The organism is Rossellomorea sp. LJF3 (assembly GCF_037046045.1).
Taxonomy (GTDB): domain Bacteria; phylum Bacillota; class Bacilli; order Bacillales; family Bacillaceae_B; genus Rossellomorea.
Map to the genome: position 1 here is coordinate 390,623 of NZ_JBANLY010000001.1, position 17,411 is coordinate 408,033.

Annotated in this window: 24 protein-coding genes; 13 read left to right on the forward strand and 11 right to left on the reverse strand. The window is 40.8% G+C overall.

Annotated elements, in window-relative coordinates; genetic code table 11:
• The first annotated feature begins 267 nt into the window (after nucleotides 1-267).
• The gene (gene sda / locus V8G47_RS02015; RefSeq protein ID WP_034758885.1) at nucleotides 268-402 is read left to right on the forward strand and encodes a sporulation histidine kinase inhibitor Sda; all 135 of its coding nucleotides are present in this window, start codon (nucleotides 268-270) and stop codon (nucleotides 400-402) included.
• A 70-nt stretch (nucleotides 403-472) separates the two neighbouring features.
• On the opposite strand, the gene V8G47_RS02020 is transcribed toward sda, so the two are convergent.
• From V8G47_RS02020 to V8G47_RS02030, 3 genes are all read right to left on the reverse strand, one after another.
• Nucleotides 473-610 carry a hypothetical protein gene (locus V8G47_RS02020; RefSeq protein WP_336198625.1) on the reverse strand — a complete coding sequence of 46 codons (138 nt, stop codon included), beginning with the start codon at nucleotides 608-610 and terminating at the stop codon, nucleotides 473-475.
• Between the two features lie 171 nt (nucleotides 611-781).
• Nucleotides 782-2,002 (reverse strand): 2-oxoglutarate dehydrogenase complex dihydrolipoyllysine-residue succinyltransferase, encoded by a 1,221-nt coding sequence (gene odhB, locus V8G47_RS02025; protein ID WP_336198626.1) that lies wholly within the window; start codon nucleotides 2,000-2,002, stop codon nucleotides 782-784.
• Between the two features lie 19 nt (nucleotides 2,003-2,021).
• Nucleotides 2,022-4,868 (reverse strand): 2-oxoglutarate dehydrogenase E1 component, encoded by a 2,847-nt coding sequence (locus tag V8G47_RS02030; protein ID WP_336198627.1) that lies wholly within the window; start codon nucleotides 4,866-4,868, stop codon nucleotides 2,022-2,024.
• A gap of 552 nt (nucleotides 4,869-5,420) precedes the next feature.
• On the opposite strand from V8G47_RS02030, the gene V8G47_RS02035 reads away from it, so the two are divergent.
• Nucleotides 5,421-5,933 carry an Hsp20/alpha crystallin family protein gene (locus V8G47_RS02035; RefSeq protein ID WP_336198628.1) on the forward strand — a complete coding sequence of 171 codons (513 nt, stop codon included), beginning with the start codon at nucleotides 5,421-5,423 and terminating at the stop codon, nucleotides 5,931-5,933.
• Between the two features lie 13 nt (nucleotides 5,934-5,946).
• On the opposite strand, the gene V8G47_RS02040 is transcribed toward V8G47_RS02035, so the two are convergent.
• Together V8G47_RS02040 and V8G47_RS02045 are read right to left on the reverse strand one after the other, a co-directional pair.
• Nucleotides 5,947-7,356 carry a HAMP domain-containing sensor histidine kinase gene (locus tag V8G47_RS02040; RefSeq protein WP_336198629.1) on the reverse strand — a complete coding sequence of 470 codons (1,410 nt, stop codon included), beginning with the start codon at nucleotides 7,354-7,356 and terminating at the stop codon, nucleotides 5,947-5,949.
• Nucleotides 7,353-8,030, reverse strand: a complete 678-nt coding sequence (locus V8G47_RS02045) for a response regulator transcription factor (RefSeq protein ID WP_336198630.1) — start codon at nucleotides 8,028-8,030, stop codon at nucleotides 7,353-7,355. Before V8G47_RS02045 ends, V8G47_RS02040 begins: the two co-directional genes overlap by 4 nt.
• A gap of 375 nt (nucleotides 8,031-8,405) precedes the next feature.
• Here V8G47_RS02045 and V8G47_RS02050 point away from each other — a divergent pair, with 375 nt between their 5' ends.
• The 5 genes from V8G47_RS02050 (at nucleotide 8,406) to V8G47_RS02070 (ending at nucleotide 11,284) form a co-directional block, all read left to right on the forward strand.
• Nucleotides 8,406-8,591 (forward strand): hypothetical protein, encoded by a 186-nt coding sequence (locus V8G47_RS02050; protein ID WP_336198631.1) that lies wholly within the window; start codon nucleotides 8,406-8,408, stop codon nucleotides 8,589-8,591.
• A gap of 631 nt (nucleotides 8,592-9,222) precedes the next feature.
• Nucleotides 9,223-9,948, forward strand: coding sequence for a LamB/YcsF family protein (locus V8G47_RS02055; protein ID WP_336198632.1), 726 nt, complete (start codon nucleotides 9,223-9,225; stop codon nucleotides 9,946-9,948).
• 48 nt (nucleotides 9,949-9,996) lie between these two features.
• Nucleotides 9,997-10,290, forward strand: coding sequence for a hypothetical protein (locus V8G47_RS02060; RefSeq protein ID WP_336198633.1), 294 nt, complete (start codon nucleotides 9,997-9,999; stop codon nucleotides 10,288-10,290).
• Between the two features lie 12 nt (nucleotides 10,291-10,302).
• Nucleotides 10,303-10,821 (forward strand): 2'-5' RNA ligase family protein, encoded by a 519-nt coding sequence (locus V8G47_RS02065; RefSeq protein WP_336198634.1) that lies wholly within the window; start codon nucleotides 10,303-10,305, stop codon nucleotides 10,819-10,821.
• 55 nt (nucleotides 10,822-10,876) lie between these two features.
• Complete coding sequence (locus tag V8G47_RS02070; protein WP_336198635.1) at nucleotides 10,877-11,284, forward strand: secondary thiamine-phosphate synthase enzyme YjbQ; 408 nt, start codon at nucleotides 10,877-10,879, stop codon at nucleotides 11,282-11,284.
• 90 nt (nucleotides 11,285-11,374) lie between these two features.
• Here V8G47_RS02070 and V8G47_RS02075 read toward each other — a convergent pair whose 3' ends face one another.
• On the reverse strand, nucleotides 11,375-11,764 hold the full coding sequence (locus V8G47_RS02075) for a thiol-disulfide oxidoreductase DCC family protein (protein WP_261750691.1): 390 nt from the start codon (nucleotides 11,762-11,764) through the stop codon (nucleotides 11,375-11,377).
• Between the two features lie 218 nt (nucleotides 11,765-11,982).
• Between V8G47_RS02075 and V8G47_RS02080 the strand changes: the two genes are divergently transcribed.
• Entirely contained in the window at nucleotides 11,983-12,816 is an 834-nt protein-coding gene (locus tag V8G47_RS02080; protein WP_336198636.1) for an STAS domain-containing protein, read from the forward strand.
• Nucleotides 12,817-12,862: 46 nt separating this feature from the next.
• Here the strand turns inward: V8G47_RS02080 and V8G47_RS02085 are convergent, their stop codons facing one another.
• Together V8G47_RS02085 and V8G47_RS02090 are read right to left on the reverse strand one after the other, a co-directional pair.
• On the reverse strand, nucleotides 12,863-13,354 hold the full coding sequence (locus tag V8G47_RS02085; RefSeq protein WP_336198637.1) for a hypothetical protein: 492 nt from the start codon (nucleotides 13,352-13,354) through the stop codon (nucleotides 12,863-12,865).
• Entirely contained in the window at nucleotides 13,338-13,766 is a 429-nt protein-coding gene (locus V8G47_RS02090) for a hypothetical protein (RefSeq protein ID WP_336198638.1), read from the reverse strand. Before V8G47_RS02090 ends, V8G47_RS02085 begins: the two co-directional genes overlap by 17 nt.
• A 182-nt stretch (nucleotides 13,767-13,948) precedes the next feature.
• On the opposite strand from V8G47_RS02090, the gene V8G47_RS02095 reads away from it, so the two are divergent.
• Nucleotides 13,949-14,146: a hypothetical protein gene (locus V8G47_RS02095; RefSeq protein ID WP_336198639.1), complete on the forward strand. Its 198-nt coding sequence runs from the start codon at nucleotides 13,949-13,951 to the stop codon at nucleotides 14,144-14,146.
• A gap of 445 nt (nucleotides 14,147-14,591) precedes the next feature.
• Nucleotides 14,592-14,783 carry a hypothetical protein gene (locus V8G47_RS02100; RefSeq protein ID WP_098349921.1) on the forward strand — a complete coding sequence of 64 codons (192 nt, stop codon included), beginning with the start codon at nucleotides 14,592-14,594 and terminating at the stop codon, nucleotides 14,781-14,783.
• A 69-nt stretch (nucleotides 14,784-14,852) separates the two neighbouring features.
• Here the strand turns inward: V8G47_RS02100 and V8G47_RS02105 are convergent, their stop codons facing one another.
• Genes V8G47_RS02105 through V8G47_RS02115 form a run of 3 tightly spaced genes read right to left on the reverse strand, consistent with a single transcriptional unit; the run spans nucleotide 14,853 to nucleotide 15,972 of the window.
• Nucleotides 14,853-15,197 carry a VOC family protein gene (locus V8G47_RS02105; protein ID WP_336198640.1) on the reverse strand — a complete coding sequence of 115 codons (345 nt, stop codon included), beginning with the start codon at nucleotides 15,195-15,197 and terminating at the stop codon, nucleotides 14,853-14,855.
• A gap of 23 nt (nucleotides 15,198-15,220) precedes the next feature.
• On the reverse strand, nucleotides 15,221-15,607 hold the full coding sequence (locus V8G47_RS02110; protein ID WP_336198641.1) for an aminoacyl-tRNA hydrolase: 387 nt from the start codon (nucleotides 15,605-15,607) through the stop codon (nucleotides 15,221-15,223).
• Between the two features lie 35 nt (nucleotides 15,608-15,642).
• On the reverse strand, nucleotides 15,643-15,972 hold the full coding sequence (locus V8G47_RS02115) for a hypothetical protein (RefSeq protein WP_336198642.1): 330 nt from the start codon (nucleotides 15,970-15,972) through the stop codon (nucleotides 15,643-15,645).
• Between the two features lie 170 nt (nucleotides 15,973-16,142).
• Between V8G47_RS02115 and V8G47_RS02120 the strand changes: the two genes are divergently transcribed.
• Genes V8G47_RS02120 through V8G47_RS02130 form a run of 3 tightly spaced genes read left to right on the forward strand, consistent with a single transcriptional unit; the run spans nucleotide 16,143 to nucleotide 17,399 of the window.
• Nucleotides 16,143-16,736: a TetR/AcrR family transcriptional regulator gene (locus V8G47_RS02120; protein ID WP_336198643.1), complete on the forward strand. Its 594-nt coding sequence runs from the start codon at nucleotides 16,143-16,145 to the stop codon at nucleotides 16,734-16,736.
• A gap of 4 nt (nucleotides 16,737-16,740) precedes the next feature.
• Complete coding sequence (locus V8G47_RS02125; RefSeq protein WP_336198644.1) at nucleotides 16,741-17,085, forward strand: DMT family transporter; 345 nt, start codon at nucleotides 16,741-16,743, stop codon at nucleotides 17,083-17,085.
• Nucleotides 17,085-17,399: a DMT family transporter gene (locus V8G47_RS02130; protein WP_336198645.1), complete on the forward strand. Its 315-nt coding sequence runs from the start codon at nucleotides 17,085-17,087 to the stop codon at nucleotides 17,397-17,399. The genes V8G47_RS02125 and V8G47_RS02130 overlap by 1 nt, the downstream gene beginning before the upstream one ends.
• Nucleotides 17,400-17,411: the final 12 nt, after the last annotated feature.

Sequence of the window (17,411 nt, forward strand, 5' to 3'; positions counted from 1 at the left end):
AATTTTCAAACTAATTAAGACCTACCTCTAAAAACAGGTTAAATAATCCGGTACCTCACTGACGACAAAATCCAATAAGTCCTAAATGGTCTAACTGGTTTATATAGACAAAAAGCGCCCTCTTTAAACCAAATTCAACAAAAAAACTAAAAATACAACTTTAGACGGAATTTATGAAAAAACACTTTTCAAATGGATGTTTTCTATGTAGAATAAATAGAAAATATAGAAAATTCTATATTTTATACATTTCCTGGGAGGTTGGTCATGAAAATCTTAAGTAATGAACAGTTGGTGGCAGCTTATCGTGATGCTGAGAAACAAGGGAATGATCAAGACTGGATATCGCTTCTTAAGAAAGAAATTCGTAACCGTGGATTGAAACCTTTTAGGAAATCTTGACGCTGTAAATAAATATAAAATTGAAAATCTAACTATCTCACCCCCTGAGATATTGATGACAGACTCAAGTTCATTTGAGCCTGTCTTTTTTCACGACTTTTAATCCATGGTATTCCTCGATTTGCTTAAATTGTTCGTGATCGAGAAGTCCGATCTTATGAAATAAATAAGAATACTGAAGCACTTTTTTTGAGTGATATGCATTCATTTCTCCACCCTCTCCGATTGTTGTCCATAAGTTTCCTTAAGGAAAATTTATTTTACTTAACCATATTTTATGTATTTGGTGAAAATATGTGCAAAAAAAGCTGACTCATATACCACAAGGGGTCATATGAATCAGCCAAACATTCATCTATCATTTTTCAATCAGTGTTGTTTACCCTTCAAGAAGTAAATCTTCAGGGTTTTCAAGTAAGTCTTTAACCATTGCCAGGAATCCGACCGCTTCTTTTCCATCAATGATTCTATGATCATATGATAAAGCAATGTACATCATCGGACGATTTTCCATGGTATCTTTATCAATGGCTACAGGACGAAGTTGGATTTTATGCATTCCCAGAATCCCAACCTGTGGTCCATTTAAGATCGGAGTGGACAGTAATGAACCGAATACCCCACCGTTTGTAATGGTGAATGACCCTCCTTGCAGGTCTCCAAGGGATAATTTGTTGTTTCTGGCCTTAGTAGCCAGTTCCATGATTTCCCCTTCAATTTCTGCAAAATTCTTTCGTTCACAGTCACGTACGACAGGGACAACCAATCCATCATCAGTGGATACGGCGACGCCGACATCGTAGAACTTCTTAAGGACGATTTCATCCCCATCTATTTCAGCGTTTACATAAGGGTATTTCTTAAGCGCTGCTACCACTGCTTTTGTAAAGAAACTCATGAAACCAAGTCTTACATCATGGTCATCAAAGAATTTGTCCTTCTTACGTTTACGTAACTCCATGACTTTACTCATATCGATTTCGTTGAATGTCGTCAGCATGGCAGCTGTCTGCTGAACCTCGACTAATCGTTTCGCGATGGTTTGACGTCGGCGGGACATTTTCTCACGTACCACTGGCTTTCCATCATCTTTCTTTGCTGGAGCCTTCTTCTCCTGTGCAGAAGGTTTAGAAGGAGCTTCTGCCGGTTTATTGCTATAGGCTTCTATGTCCTGTTTACGAACGCGTCCAAGTGGATCTGTTGGAACATCGGAGAGATCGATGCCCTTCTCACGAGCCAACTTGCGTGCTGCCGGAGAAGCGATCGGACGATTCTTTTTGTCTTCTTTAGCTGGTGCTTCTTCAACTGGTGCTTCTTCCTTCTTAGGCGCTTCTTCCTTTGCATCAGAGGTGGCATTGGCTTCTCCGCCTGCACCTACAATGGCAATCACTTGCCCAACTTCAACCGTATCGCCTTCATCAGCTTTAAGCTCCTGGATTGTACCGGCTTCTTCTGAAATGACTTCCACGTTTACTTTATCGGTTTCAAGCTCGACGATATATTCGCCTTTTTCAACATAATCCCCGGGCTGCTTCAGCCATTGTGCAATCGTACCTTCTGTAATTGATTCTGCTAATTCTGGAACTTTAATTTCTGCCACTGTGATGTCCTCCTCTTTCTTATCGGGTTAACGCTTCGTTTATGATCCTTGATTGCTCTTTTTTGTGTACAGTCGGTTCTCCTTCGGATGGGCTGGAACGTCTGCGACGCCCGATATAATGCACATCGACACCCTCTGGGGCAATGTCACGGAGCCTTGGTTCCGCAAATGTCCATGCTCCCATATTCTTAGGTTCCTCCTGGATCCAGACCAATTCTTTAAGGTTTGGATACCTTTCTAAGATGGCTGTAATATCCCCTTTAGGGAAAGGATAAATTTCTTCCACCCTTAGAACGTGCAACCAGTCTTTATCATCGAGATCCTGAAGCTTCTCTTCTACATCAATCGCAATCTTGCCGCTGCATAAAACAACTCTTTCAACAGCCTCCGGGCTTTCCCCTAGACCCTTTTGCTCCAGTACTGAATGAAATTCCCCATTGGCCAATTCTTCTGCCGTGACAGCTGCAAACTGATTTCTCAGCAGGCTTTTTGGAGTCATGATGACAAGTGGCCTTACTTCTTCTTTTTGTAAGATAGCGGCTTGACGTCTTAGGATATGGAAGTATTGACCCGCTGTTGAACAGTTGGCGACTGTCCAGTTATATTCCCCGCCAAGTTGTAAGAAGCGCTCCAAACGGGCGCTGGAGTGTTCAGGACCCTGTCCTTCATAACCATGTGGCAGAAGCATAACAAGACCTGTTTTTTGACCCCATTTCGCGCGACCGGCCGAGATGAACTGATCGAACATCACCTGCGCCATATTCGAGAAATCACCGAATTGAGCTTCCCATAGAACCAGGGTTTCAGGGGCAAAAACATTGTATCCATACTCGTAACCAACTACGGCTGTTTCGGTTAGAGGACTGTTATGGACGACGAATGACGCATGGCTATCTTTCAGATTGTGTAATGGAATATATTCTTCACCTGACTTCTCATCATGGAGTACCAGGTGACGTTGAGCAAATGTTCCCCTTTCAGAGTCCTGCCCTGTCAGTCGGATTGGTGTTCCATCTTTAAGGATGGAAGCAAAAGCCAATGTCTCGGCATGCGCCCAATCAATTTTCCCTTTTCCTTCGAATACCTGGCTGCGTCTTTTCAGGATGCGATCTAATTTCTTGAACACATTGAAACCTTCCGGCCATTGGAGCAGTTCACTGTTTAACCCTTCCAGCTTATCGAAATCGACGCTTGTATTGATTTCCGGAAGCCCATTCGCCACGTCTTCAGGTGGAGCAAGGACCGTATCTGGATCATCGTCTTTGGCAGGTACTTTATTATAGGCTGCTTTTAATTCTTCCTCGATTTCAGAATCCATCTTCTCTACATCTGCATCCGTTACTATACCCTCTGAGATGAGTTTGTCAGCATACATCTTCTTAACATTCGGATGATTCTGAATGACTGAGTACATCAATGGATTCGTTACCATCGGTTCGTCCATTTCATTATGACCAAAACGTCTGTAGCCGATTAAATCGATGACAAAGTCTTTACCGAATGTTTTACGATATTCATAGGCAAGGACTGCTGCAGCAAGACATGCTTCGGGATCATCCGCATTGACATGCACAATTGGCACTTCAAAGCCCTTGGCCGTATCTGATGCATACTTTGTCGAACGTGAATCCCGGCTTTCAGTTGTGAAACCTATCATGTTGTTGGCGATCAGATGAATGGATCCACCTGTATTGTATCCGCGCAGTTGACTCATATTTAATGTTTCGGCCACGACACCCTGACCCGGGAAGGCAGCGTCTCCATGTATCATGACTGCATATGAAGCTTCAGGGGACTGATCAGGGTAGCCTTTATCTTCGCGTACTTCCTGGGCTGCACGTGTGTATCCTGCAACGATCGGGCTGACAACCTCCAAGTGACTCGGGTTGTTGGCAAGCGTCACCCGTGCACGGGCTGTCGGTGACTGCTGGGGAGAGATTTCACGGTCTGCCCCCAAATGGTACTTAACGTCTCCCGTCCATCCAAATGTGATCCCGATCGATCCTTCAGAAGGAATTAAGTCCTTGCTCGGCGCGTGTTGGAATTCTGCAAAAATCATTTCGTATGGTTTACCGATGACATGTGCCAGAACATTCAGACGTCCTCGATGGGCCATTCCGATATTGACGGTTTTAGCACCTGATTCAACAGAATAACGAACCATCTCGTCCAATAATGGAACCATCGTGTCCAATCCTTCAATTGAGAAGCGCTTTTGACCAACAAAGGTACGATGAACATATTTTTCAAATCCGTCCACTTGGGCAAGACGTTTTAATAACGCAATTTTCTTCTCTTTAGAAAGAGGAGTGAAATAGGATTCCGACTCTATCTTTTCCCTTAACCAATTTTTCTCTTCAAGCTCATGAACATGAGCATATTCGAATGCCAGCTTATTTGTGTAAACCTGTCTTAAGTGCTGAATGGCCTGAAGACCGTCTTTTATATGAGAAGGTGCATTCGGACATAAGAAATCAACAGGTATTTGCTTTAAATCTTCTTCTGTCAGATTAAACTCAGAAAGTTCAATTCTTCTTGTATCCTTATTCCGGTCATTCAGGGGATTAATATCCGCAGCTAAGTGACCATATGTACGAATATTATCTGCTAATTTAACCGCAGCCACCATTTTACTCAAAGCTGTAGGCTGTTCTGGTAGTGTAAACGATGAATCACCGTGCTGGGCACTCGCGATCACCTTTACATCTTCAACGGTGGGAGGACCCCATTGTTCAAATAATTCCTTAAGTTCAGGATCCACTTCTGATGGATCTTCAAGGAATTGTTCATAAACCTCCATTACATAACCAAGGTTTGGTCCGTAAAACGATTGCCACGGTTCCCCTTTTGCAGATTGCTTTTTCATTGTGAAAAACCTCCAACTATTTTGCCAGTTAGTATAATTTGGGTATCATGTATTCTTACAATTCAATCAACGGTATTCATTATGCAAGAATAGTAATTTTTAATACATAAAAACGCTTACAAGGACATTTTATCACTGTGCAGTAGTAAGATAAAGTCTTTATAACAAATTTCTTAAAATTTTGTTTTCCGTACTTCTCATGGGATTATTACTTATATTCCCATAATAAATTGCATGAAAACCTTTCTGTATAACGACTATTCTGAAATAATATTTTATTAAGCGCTTTCTCTTTCACCTTCTTGTATCCCCATGTTAGGGTGCTTTTTTCATAAACCATCTTACTACTGTTACCTAAAAAAACCAAATATTTTTTGTTATTTTCTGCGATTTTTTGTTTAGTACTATGTTTACAGAGTCATAGACAAAGATTTTTCAGTCGCAACCTTCCTCTTCCATCCCCGAAAATGAACTTATCGCCCACCCAATGCATAGGATAGACCAGAAGGAAACAAAGGGGCTATTTATTATGTTTAAAGTGAGGTGGTTCACATGTTCCCATGGAGTTTATTCCCTTTCAATAAAAACATGAAAGATCAAATGAATCAAATGAACCCTAAAGAAATGGATAACTATATTCAAGGAATGATGAAGAAGATGTTTCCTGGCGGGTGGGACAGCATGATGAATCCGAATGATATGATGAATGGGGCACAATCCTTTATGAATCCGATGGGCAATCAGGGGCAGCAAACGAAACGCGAGGAAGAACCCAGGTCCAATTCCGCCATTCCTACCAATGTATTCGAAACCTTTGAAGATATCTATATTCGTTTCCAGGTACCGAATGAGGAATGGATGAAGCATCTGAAGATATTTCACACGTCAAATCAGGCAATCATAGAAAACATACCCGGCTGTGACGATAGACAAGTGATCACCCTCCCTTGTCTGGTAAAGAAAAAAGGTGCTGTTGCTCAATATAAAGACGGAATCCTGGAATTGAAAATCCCTAAAAGCATTGACATGCAGTATACAGAAATAGACGTCTCAGAAAAATATTGAGACGTCTGTCAATTTAATGGATTTGTTTAAGGGATAGTCGAATGATGGTGCCATGAGGATGGTTTCCAATGGCCATGATGTCACCGTCATAGTTTTGGACCAGCTTGGAAGCGATGGCGAGTCCAAGTCCGTATCCGCCTTTCTCGCGGCTTCTTGCTTTATCCACACGATAGAAGCGGTCAAATATTTTCGGAAGTTCTTCTTCAGGAATACCAATCCCCTCATCCTTGACTTCTATGATAATGTCTTCCTGAGAGTCCATTAGCTTCACTTCAATAGTGGAATGCTCATCAGAATACTTCACGGCATTATCCAACAGGATGATCATGATCTGCTCCAGGTGCCTCGGCAAAATGGTTACCACCGCTTCGTGGTTTAAATCATCAAAACTAGAAAAAGTGTATTCCTGATGAAGGAACCTAAAGTCCCTCATCACTTTATCCACTACTTTCTGTACATTTGCCCTGGCGTTTTCCAAATCGAATTTTTCCCTGTCCGCTCTTGAAAGCTCCAGCAATTCACCTACAAGCCGTTTTACTCTCTCAAGTTCATCTAATGATACTTGTAAAGACTCCTCCAGAATGGTTGGATCCTTCTTCCCCCAACGATTCAATAATGAAAGATGCCCTTCAAGTACCTGAATGGGGGTTCGCAATTCATGTGAAGCATCTTCCACAAATTGCTGCTGCTGTTGAAACGATTTTTCGATCTGACTCATCATTTTATTGAAAATCTGGGATAAGTCACTGATTTCATCATGTGCCTTTACAATCTCTACTCTTTCGTGAAATCCTTTTCTTTCGATTGATCTCATTGTTTCAGAAAGTTTATTCAATGGACGGACAAAGCTTTTCGCCATAGAATACCCAATGACAGCACTGATCAATAGAGCCAGGATACCCGTGATGGTCATCATCCAAAAAAGATTCTTCATGATGTTTTCATATCGGTTCAATGGCTGTATGATTTCTACATAACCGTTAAATTGGGTCGATTTGATGGGTGATCGCCCAATGAGCATTTTCTTACCTTCAGATTCTATGAGTTCCACCGATTTATCATTGACAGGTTGAAATGGTACATAGAAGGCTGACTCATTTTCTCCCCTGATTTCCAATACCTGTTCACCTTGACGATCCAATATCCGTATTGTCTGGTCTTTTTCGGCTATTTGTTTCATTAAATCCCGGCTGTCATATATGTCCTGAAGCTGGATATCGTTCCCTCTCTGTTTAAAGAAGACAGTAATTTCATCCAATACCCGTCCAAAGTTACTTTCTTCTTCATCAAGCATCCATTTATTAATGGCGTGATATTGAAAAAAGCTGAATAGAAAAAAGGCAAGGAATATGGCTGACCCGGCTGCAAATGCCCACTTCACCTTAAGGGAAGAAGGCTTAAGTCGATTGATGAATGTATTCATGTCCTCATCACATAGCCGGTTCCGCGTACGGTCTGAATATAACTCTCTTCGCCTGGAGAATCTATTTTATTCCTTAAGTACCTTACGTAAACGTCAACAACATTCGTTTCAACTTCCGTATCGTATCCCCATACTTTATTGAGGAGGACTTCACGGGTCAGCACAATATTCTTGTTCTCTAAAAAAGCAAGTAAAAGGTCATACTCCCGTTTAGTCACATCAATTTCATCTTCCAGCTTAAATACTTGCCTGGATTCCTTATATACGATGATATCCCGAAAATGAAACGAGGTCTGTTGAGCGGCCTCCTCTTTTACGGCGCGTCTGAACACTGCCCTTAGCCTTGCTAACAACTCTTCAATAGCAAAAGGTTTGACGATATAATCATCCGCCCCGCTGTCTAGCCCCGATACCCGGTCCATTACACTATCCCTTGCCGTAATCATCAGAATCGGGATGGCTTTGACCTGCCTAATTCTTCTGCACACTTCCAATCCATTTAAACCGGGGAGCATCAGATCCAGGAGGATGATGTCCCATTCTTCGTTGAGGGCTTGATCCAGGCCATCTCTCCCATCATAGGCCAGGCCGACTTCGTATCCTTCGTATTTCAGTTCCAATTCGATGAATCGGGAGAGATTCTTTTCATCTTCAATGACTAAGATTCTTTTCACACAATCACCTGCTCTAAATCTTAATACCCTTTATTTTAATTTACTTTTGTTGAAAATAAAATCGTTTAGGGCATGGAATATTTCAATGCCTTGATACGTCATTAATGTTAACGCCGTAAAGCTGAAAAATAAAATAGGAATAATTCGAATCCACATGGTTCTAACCTCCCTTTTATCACTACTTTCATTCTGCTCCTCCATCATTAAAATAAAATGAGAAAAAGGTGAGTTTTCATTAAGAGATAAACCAATTTACATAATCATATTATAATCATCTGTATTACCCTGTTTGTTTTTCCTGATCATGTTTCATTCTCTTCATAATGTGGTAGATATATCCATAAACATAGTTGAGAAGCAAAAGGGGGAAAATGTATGACTTGGGTCGTGGTGATTGTTTCTTTCTTTATCCTCATCATCCTGGCGGAGGAATTGGTTTACCACTTTTTAAGGACCAGGGTCATGGAGAACCAGCCTAAGAGAAAAAGAAATGCAGGAAAAATGAAAGAATGGCTCTATAAAATGAAACTAAAACCCCATAACGGGCAACAAAACCACTGACAGGTGAAGAACATCTTCCCTGTCTTTTTTTTATATCTAAAAGAATGACTTTTGTCGTGATTCCAACAAAGACTATGATTTTCTTTCTCTGTCAATCTTTATGTGTTAAAACTTTCAAAATTCAGTTGATTGGAGCGGAAGGTGCTCGACTCCGACGGGAATAGCGGGAAAGTTGAGACCCCGCAGGGCAGCGCCCGAGGAGGCTCAACTCACGCCCCGCGGAAAGCGAGCACCTGCAGCGGAAATCAACCACTACTTGCTTTGGGTATAATCAAGATTTTTTGCTAAAAGAGTATAATGAAATAAAAAAAGAAGACAAAAGCTTCAGCAAGGCTTTTGTCTTCAAAGGAAAGAAATTAGAATGGGTCTTACATAATAAAGATTTAAACAGATTAGAAAGCTACCCCACTTTCAATCTGTTTAGGGAGTGATAAATCCTTATTCATAAGCAAGATTCATTGTAACGCCCGAAAAAGTGAACTCAATTAAAACAAGATTAAAATTTGATGAGAAAACGCATTTGTTTACGAGCAGTCTATTCACAGAACAAACAAATGGACATACTTTTATGATATGATGAAGAAGAATTCAGAATGTTACAATACATTCTCATGCTCGAAAGGATGAAAAAATGAAAATTGATTTAAATTGTGATTTAGGGGAAAGTTTTGGTGCATATACGATAGGAAAAGATGAAGAAATGATGAACTATGTCACATCCGTCAATATCGCTTGCGGTTTTCATGCGGGAGATCCCCTTGTGATGAAACAAACTGTTTCAAACGCAATGAAACATGGAGTGAAAATGGGAGCGCATCCCGGGCTGCCGGACATCCAGGGATTTGGAAGAAGAATGATGCAGATCTCCCCCGAGGAGACCTATGCCCTCATTCAATACCAGATAGGGGCTTTATACGCTTTTATCAAAGCCCAAGGCGGGAAACTATCACATGTTAAGCCACATGGGGCACTGTACAATATGGCTGCAAAGGATTCCAAACTGGCTCAAGCGATTGCTGAAGCCGTTTACGACCTTGACCCCGCCCTCACTCTATTCGGCCTGTCACAAAGTGAACTTACAAGGGCTGGTGAAGAAGCAGGATTGCGCGTAGCACATGAAGTATTTGCCGATCGCGCCTATCAATCCGATGGTACATTAACTCCTCGCTCTCTTCCTCATGCTGTCCTTCATGACGGGGACGAAGTGGAAAGACAGGTGCTTCGAATGGTAGAAAAACAGGAAGTGGTATCTATTGATGGGAAGACCGTATCCATCCAGGCAGACACGATTTGTCTCCATGGAGATAATGAAGCGGCACTATCCCTGGCCAAGCGTCTATCAGAAAAGTTACGTTAGGGAAGTATTGTTGAAAGAATAAGCTATAGGGGAGATGGGGGCTGAACCGTGAATAAAACATTTCTATTAAACGGGTTAAGGTGGATGTTCATCTTCCTTATCGCTTTTGTCATTGTGGTATACGTATACAAGCGGAGCATTTTGCACAACAGTATTCAATCCTCCATTCGCACGTTGGCACCGGGTTCGACCGTTGTGGGGATCATTCAGACCCATACCACAAAGAGCCATGACAAAATCTATCGGGCACTCTATAAAACAGAAGAGGGAACATGTTTCAGGGCATCATTCGAACGAACAACGCATACACTCATTGAAAATCAGGAATCACCTTGTCAGTAAAGGAGCATCATGATGAAAAGAGCGATCCATATCTTCCCTTCATTTCATTCAGTTGAAAAAATCCAGGAGATCAGACATAGGTATGACCCTCTGTCGGATAAAATACCTCCCCATATTACCCTCGTTTTCCCTTTTGAATCTTCCATCCCCTCAGTTGATATCCTGGTTCATATTAAGTCGGTAGCGGAGCATATTTCTCCATTCCCCATGACCTTAAGGGATGTGACAGGTTCCGGCGGAGAATTTTTATTCTTGAATGTTAAGGAAGGCAACGACTTCCTTATACAATTACATGATCAGTTGTATGAAGGAATTCTTGCGCCTTATCGAAACCCCCATTTTACATACTCGCCACACATCACACTTGGACGGCCTGGAAACAGCGAAGAATATAGCAGTGCCCTTGAAAAGTGTAAGGATTGGAGGGAATCCTATCATACGGTTGTAAAGGAAATTACGTTAGAAGAAATAGGTGAAGGCGAGGTGTCCAACGTCATAGGCCGTGTCCCCCTTAAGGATAACAGGTTTTAAATTAGACGCTTTGTGGAATGTAAACGAATAGGTCTAATAAGGGAAGGGATTAATTATGATCAAAACATTAACCATTGATACAAAGAAGCGTGATGAAATGATCGACATTACTCGTTACGTACAAGATATCATTAATCGGTCGGGGATGACAGAAGGTATTGTGGTGGTGCAGTCCTTACACACAACAGCGGGTATCACGGTAAACGAGAATGCCGATCCCGATGTAAAAACCGATTTCATTCGCCGATTAGACGAACTTTACCCATGGCACCACTCGTCTGATCTGCATGGAGAAGGAAATACGGCTGCTCATTTGAAAACCAGTACCGTCGGACATTGTCAGACGGTCATCGTGTCAGATGGTGAACTACTATTGGGGACATGGCAAGGTATATACCTATGTGAATTTGATGGTCCCCGTTCAGGAAGAAAAGTTTCCGTTAAAACGATTCAAAGTGAGTAAGATGAATGGTAAATAGACCCGGGCACTCGTCCAGGGTCTTTTTTAATGGTTTGATTCTTTTCCTCATCACATTCTCCAACACAATGTCGCTTATTCTATGAATCGTTCCCTGATCTCCTTTGAAGGAATCATGCATGATTCCTGTTTCCCAAACCATTTATATCTATTCCTTGCAATAATCCTGTATATGATGTCTCTTAAAGGCTTCGGAATGAAGAGAAACAGAGCAAAAATCTTCCATGGCCACTTGAGTTTAGAAGATACTTTCAAGGCAGCTGTCGATTCAACCGAAGCCTGATCCCCATCAACCAATACGAAGCTGTCCGTCGTTTTAGGTATGTTGTGCTTCTCTAACAACTTCTGTCCCGTCTCACTTTGTAGGGAGGCAAAGCGAAATTCCCCTTTTGCATCACGCTTAATGATAAACTGGACACTTTTATTGCAAAAATTGCATATGCCGTCGAACAAAATGATACGCAAGTAAATCACCCTTCGTCTTAATCAAATTTCCATTCCCATATACTATCATACACTCAAACAAAAGGCGCGAACAGGTTGTGCCTCCTTAAAGAGAAGTATAATTTTACTAGATTCTATGGTATACTATATTACCATTAATACAGATTATTTCGTAATAGAATAAATAAACATGCAGTATAAGGAGTTGGCTTGAGAAAATGAGAGACGAATTATTATTTTTGGGTAAACAAATTGTTTCCCATAAATCCGAAATCGCTCAAGGTGTCATTCGCTACCAGGAACAGAAATTTTCTGATCAGCTTACGTTATCGGGACTGAAGATGGAACAAGTCACCGAATGGCGCATGCAATTAATCGAAATGCTCGGACAATCTTTGTACGAAGACAAAATAGAATCATCCCGAAAAGTAAAGGAATGGACTGGGAAAGTGGGGAAAGTGGCTCTTGAAAATGGATTGCCTCTCAATGAATCCCTAAAAACCCTATCTGGTTTCCGTACTGCCATTTGGGATATATTCATGGAACAATTGAATGATGAGCAAATCTCAGCCTCCCTTATGCTTCACGTAAATAAAGAAATCAATCCCATTCTCGATGAAATTGCGTACCAGCTAAACGAAGTATTCCGCACTCAACAAAAGGATCAGCTTGCCCTCATCCACACTGCCATGGATGAACTCTCGGCCCCGGTCGTACCCATTGCAGAGAAGATTGCAATTCTGCCCCTTATCGGGGAAATTGATACCCACAGAGCAAGTGCCATCATGGAAACTGCCTTGAAAAAAAGCTCTGATCTGCAATTAGACTATCTATTTATAGATATTTCCGGTGTTGCAATCATGGACACGATGGTATCCCATAATATTTATCAAATCATCAATGCACTTAAAATGATGGGTGTTCAATCCGTCTTAACAGGTATCCGGCCTGAAGTGGCTCATACACTGGGGAGCCTCGGTATTACCTTTGAGGATCTGAAAACAAGCGCAAGCCTGAAAAAAGCTCTGGAAGATATCGGTTTCACTCAATACGAAGTGGTCCTCTCCGTCTAAAAAAACCGGAAACCAAGTAACAGTGGTTTCCGGTTTTCTATTTTATCTATCGGCAATCTTTTTTTATTCGATGATGTATTAAAAGTTGAATACTCTGAACTGCCATATAGATAGGGATGGACCAATACATCTTATATCCCTTGTCGAAGTGGAAGATTCCGATCTTCACTGTAAACCACTCCATTAAGAGGGAAAAAGCGGTCCAGATCAATATGTACGCAAGGTTCATGATCCCGTTAATTCTCAATTTACGATAGAAATAAATAAAAAAGTAACTATATGGTCCATACATAATATAACTGACAAAATCAATTCCCTGATAGGCGGAACTATCATTTACATCATAAAAGTCCCATGGGGGGATGCTGATGGTATGATCATAGAACATGCCCACCGAGATTCCATAAACGAAATAACTCATCCCTTCAAGAAAGGAGAAGATCTTCGGAGTTACCCATATCAGTAAAAGAAGACCGATCAGACTAATGATGATGAACCATTCATTTAAATTAAAGGATCTCTCATATATCCTGTCCACGCCTTCCTTCCTCCTTCTTCTGGAAATAGTATAGCCCCTTCCCCATCCAAATACAGAATACTAAATACAACCCATTGACGATGACTGTATTAAAAAGACTCCAATCCGGATAGGATAGAGAATGAAAATAAACGTGAAGGACGTCCAATACACTGATAAACAACAAAAAACTTACATAACAAAGGATTTTTTCGCTTCTCTTTTTAAAATTCAAGTACCCATTCACCATGATCACACCCACCAAAGGTAAAATACATTCCCGGTTTATGAGCAGACTGATGAACTGAGTGACGTCCTCTGAAGCCTTCATCCATTTCAGGTTATTCGTCATAATCGTAATATAATTAGTGGAAATAATGGATAACACCATAAATTGAATGGAGTTAGCTTTAAATGAAAGCTTCTTCTTCATAAAGAGAGCAATGTATATCAACATGATCAACACGGTAATAAAGAAAGGGAGCGACATAAGAATCTCCTATACTTTTTTCTTCATTCTTCCCTTAAACCCTTCATCACATAACACTTAGCTACAGTCGGATGTTTGAATTATTTGACTTGGGGAAAATAAGGAAGAAACAAGGAGGTAGATCGATGAGACATGAAACGATAAACCCTAAATATGGAACAGACGAAATCAAAGAAATTTTCGTAGATGGATTGCAACGTGACCTGTCAACCGAAGAGGAAACCCTTCTAAACGGTTGGACCCGCACATTCGATAAGACTGAGAGAGCAACCATCATCAATATGATGAAGGAATTACTTAATAAACATAAGAGACACGACTAAACAGCGGGCAAATTCAGTTAGAAGTATGAAAAAGGCAGACCCTTTAGGGCCTGCCTTTTTCATACTCTATATGGAACTCATGTTATATATCACTTGTCAATTCTAATAGTTTATCGATGTCTACGCGATAGATGGGGCGATTGATATCTTCTTGTCCAAGTTCTACGGTATCTTCTAGTACTTCGTCTATATTCATACTTATAAATACCTCCCAAAGTTGTTCATATCAGAATGTGCTGAAAGATGATTCATCAGCTTCACTATAGTATACGAATCCATCACTTCATTCTTGGGGGTACTTTTCAAAGATTTTAACTTGTTAATTGTGTATAATAATCAGAAAGTTGAGTCATATGATCATTTATGTTATCGTTAGACAACCATATATTCTACTTAAATAGTAATAGATGGGTAGAATGGCTCTCTCCTTAAAGGAGGCATACTGATGAAACGATTTTCCATGCTTCACGTACCTAAGGATTTCAGGCATAGAGGGCGACCGGCTGTTACCGTTCATGTCTTACCTGTTCATAAAGAATACTTTGCAATAGGTAAATCATTAAAGGGAAATGGTAAAGCTGCAAACAACAATGAAAAACTAGCCGCATATTATGCGTATCTAGATACATTAAAATAAACGTTTATCTCTATAGAAAAGCTGATCAGAACCTTATCTGATCAGCTTTTTTGCGATAATTACAATTGTCTATAACGGTATGTATTGACACACTTCAAATCCATTCCCATCCAAGTCATGAAATTCAAAATAGGTCACATCTTCATCCACTTCAATTTCCCCTGCCCTCACATTCTTCTCCAAAAGCTTCAACCTCGTTTCTTCCAGCGCATCGGAAAACAAGATGGGTTTGATCGTTGAGGGACGGACCTCCCCTTCTTGAATCGTCAGAGTGGATTCCCCTACCCCTATTTTAAATACTAAATACTTCCCCGAATCAAAGACCTGCTCCAACTCCAATACATCTTTGTACCATTGTTGAGCTTTCTTTAAATCATTCACTTGAATATGTACCGTGTCGATTTTCGAAAACAATGCAAATTCCTCCTTCACTCCATTTAATCTTTTAATAGAGACAAATGACCGACAATTTTCTTAGCTTCATCTTTTTCCATCGGGGGTAGCGCGGTCACAGTCAAGGACCCTTCTTTTATTTCGGTTAACCCACTGTCATGTATGCTGAAATATCCTTTCTTCTCTAACTTCTCCAGTTCTGGCGCTTTCCCCTTTAAAACCACTTTCTTCATCCCCGTCTGCACCCACTCGATAAAATCCGCCTGCCTGTTTTGGAAAGGAGAATCCTTTGACATCATCATCAAAGTACTCAATGTGGCAGCATGTGCCACTTGTGCAGCGGTCTTCCCTTTCGACATCGATAAATCTCTGTTAACGATAAAATATTGAACAAGGTCCTTTTTCGTCATATCCATGATCATTCCTATCATAAATGTATTCAGAACTATGGTATTATCCTAACACACTACTTCCTTCTTAGTTTAACCTCATATTTATCAATCGAGACTATTCTGACCTTTTCCCCGATATTGTAATCAAGATATTCATCGCAGTCCACTGAATAAGTATGACCATTATCAAATTTCATGGCACATGTAGAAACACTTTGAGAGGTATCCAGTTTTTCCCCTGACTTGATTCCTAACGGATCGTGTCCATCCTTTACGGGAAAGTACTTCTCTTCGATTACTACCCAGTCATCCTTCGTACTAACCACCATTTTCAAAATCAATAAACACACCAACGTTATAACCAGTAAACTCAGAATGATCGCTTTCCACCATAAGACTTTCATGCCAATCCCCTTTCCCCTGTTTAAAATCAACAGAAGATTATATGTATGGGATGGGCTGATCATTCGGATGTATTCTTTAAGAGTGTTCATTTTCAATCCTTGCATTTTACTAAAATGGGTTTTATAATGAAACTAACGACCGTTAGTTAGTTTAGGGGAGAGAAATCATCGTGAATGATAATAAGCAGCTGATAAAAAATGTGGCTCTGGAACTATTTGGACAAAAGGGCTATGAAGATACTTCTTTGGCAGAAATCGCAAAGGAGGTCGGAATTAAAAAACCTTCTATTTATAATCATTTCCGAAGTAAAGAGGATCTTTTTATCGAAGTTTTAGAGGACTTGATGGTATCAGAAGTAACAGCGTACAGACAAACGGAGAGCACCATGAATCATCAAGAGCCCCTTAACAATATCAGGGTGCTTTTCGATTTGTTTTGTCAACGTTTGATGACAACAAAGGAAGCTTTACTGTGGAAAAGGGTGACATTTTTTCCTCCTGAACAGTTTAAGGATATAATACAAGAACATTTTATTCACTTCGAAAAGGTTACCACATCCATCTTGATTTCGGTCTACAAGGAAGGCGTTAACCGGGAAATGTTTCAAGAGGTCACTGAGGATGAGTTTGTAGCGTCGTTCTTATGTCTCGTTGACGGTGTCTTTCTGGAACACCACTATTACACGGATGAAATATTTCAACAACGAATCGAATCGGCTTGGAAAGTTTATTCACTTGGAATATCAAGCCGCAAAGGAGAGTAGCATCATGGGCTGGCTATATGTAATTATTGGGGGAATCCTGGAAATTGGCTGGGCAACAGGGTTATCCCTTTCAGAAGGGTTTACAAAACCGGTGCCCAGTATCATTACGGCATTCCTCATTTTAGTGAGTTTTTATTTTTTTTCTCAGTCAATGAGACTCCTTCCAATCGGGACAGCATATGCCGTTTTCACGGGTATAGGCGCAGCAGGAACGGCTGTGGTTGGTATGTTGTTCTTGAATGATGGGATAAGCATATTGAAGATTGCATTTATCTCTTTACTCATTTTTGGAGTCATCGGACTAAAGATGAGTGATAAAGAAGAGACAGAGACTGGGGGTGGCTACTGATGGCTTGGGTATTTCTCATCTGTGCCGGGTTCTCCGAAGTGATCATGGTGACGTTCATGAAGCTTTCAGAAGGATATAAAAGATTCGTCCCTTCCTTGATCAGTTTCACAGCGGGAGCCACGAGTTTTTACCTACTGTCTCTATCCCTCCTGGATATTCCCGTAAGCACAGGCTATGGAATTTGGACCGGCATCGGCTCTGCAGGTGCTGTGCTCATGGGGATGATCTTTTTCAATGAAACCAGGGATATGAAAAGGCTGTTTTTCATCTGCTGTATTGTTGGAAGCATCATCGGATTGAAGATTGTCTCTTGATCATGGAACTTG